Raw genomic sequence first — 1,086 nt, 5'->3', positions numbered from 1 at the left:
CTGTTCAGCGGCGGATCCAGCGCGGCCAACGCGCCGATAGCCGGGGCGCAGGGGCCGACCGCTCAGGCAGGTGGATTTGCTAGCCTTCTGACCTCGGCTAAAAGCTTCTTCGGCTTCGATGCCGGCGGATACACCGGGCCGGGCGACCGCTTCCAGGCTGCCGGCATCGTCCACAAAGGCGAGGTCGTCTTCAGCCAAGAGGACGTCGCACGCTCGGGCGGCGTCGCCATCGTGGAAGCGATGCGCCGAGGCAGGCGGGGCTATGCGGTTGGCGGCATCGTCGATGGCGACCAGTTCACTATGCCGTCGTCGCGCGCAGCCAATTCCAGCACTGGCTTGAATGTCGTCATCAACGAAGCGCCAGGCGGCGACAAAGCCGTGGTCCGTCAGGAGCGCGGCCCCAGCGGGGATACGCGCATGTTCGTCGATATGATCTCTCGGCAGCAGGCCGGCGATATTGCCCGCGGACAGGGGCCTCTGGCATCGGTATCTCCCGGCGCTCGACGCCTGAGGGGCTGAGCCATGGCGCTCGCCGTCTGGCCGTCGCAGCTGCCGTATCGTCCGCTGCGCTCGCCCTATGACATGGGACAGCGCTACGCGCCCGGAACCTCCACGGAGATGGAGGATGGCCCGGACCGGATGCGGAGCGGATCTACATCGACCTGGACGCAGCTTGCCTACCAGCTACGATTCACGCCGGAGGAGTACGAGGTCGCGGACGCCTTCGTCGTGACGACACTCGTGAAGGGGACGCGTCGCTTCTGGATGCCGGTCGGGCGTCCCTACGCGCCGGATCCATGGCCGATGCGCATGGTCTACCTTGAGAAGGCGGCGTGGAAGGCCAAGCCGATCGGCGTCGTCGACATGGCCGCGTCGTTCAATCTGAACGTGCTGGACTGGTGAGCGCATGAGCACAGCCCAGGATCAGGCTCGCGACGAGGCCTATGCATCGGCGCCGGCCGATACGCCGCCACGCCCCGTGGTGGAACTCGACACGCCGGCCTTCGACGCACCGCTCTACTTCATGGCGGGCATCGAGGACGATGTGGAGATCACGCTGGAGGACGGCCGCCGCGTTTGGGCCAT

At 66.8% G+C, this 1,086-nt stretch carries 1 protein-coding gene and 1 pseudogene; both read left to right on the top strand.

Annotation, left to right across the window (positions count from 1 at the left end; all coding sequences use genetic code 11):
- Positions 1 to 519: pseudogene (locus tag G3T14_RS24245) on the top strand (hypothetical protein); the annotation flags it as partial.
- A gap of 3 nt (positions 520 to 522) precedes the next feature.
- Positions 523 to 903 carry a hypothetical protein gene (locus tag G3T14_RS24240; protein WP_163645014.1) on the top strand — a complete coding sequence of 127 codons (381 nt, stop codon included), beginning with the start codon at positions 523 to 525 and terminating at the stop codon, positions 901 to 903.
- The last annotated feature ends 183 nt before the right edge of the window (positions 904 to 1,086 follow it).

This window comes from Methylobacterium sp. BTF04 (assembly GCF_010692745.1).
Lineage (GTDB): Bacteria > Pseudomonadota > Alphaproteobacteria > Rhizobiales > Beijerinckiaceae > Methylobacterium.
Note: the sequence above shows the minus strand (reverse complement) of the source record. Positions and strands in the feature narration are given on the sequence as shown.

Coding starts and splice junctions, on each gene's coding strand:
- G3T14_RS24240 (WP_163645014.1), top strand. CDS start 523: ATGGCGCTCGCCGTCTGGCCGTCGCAGCTGCCGTATCGTCCGCTGCGC.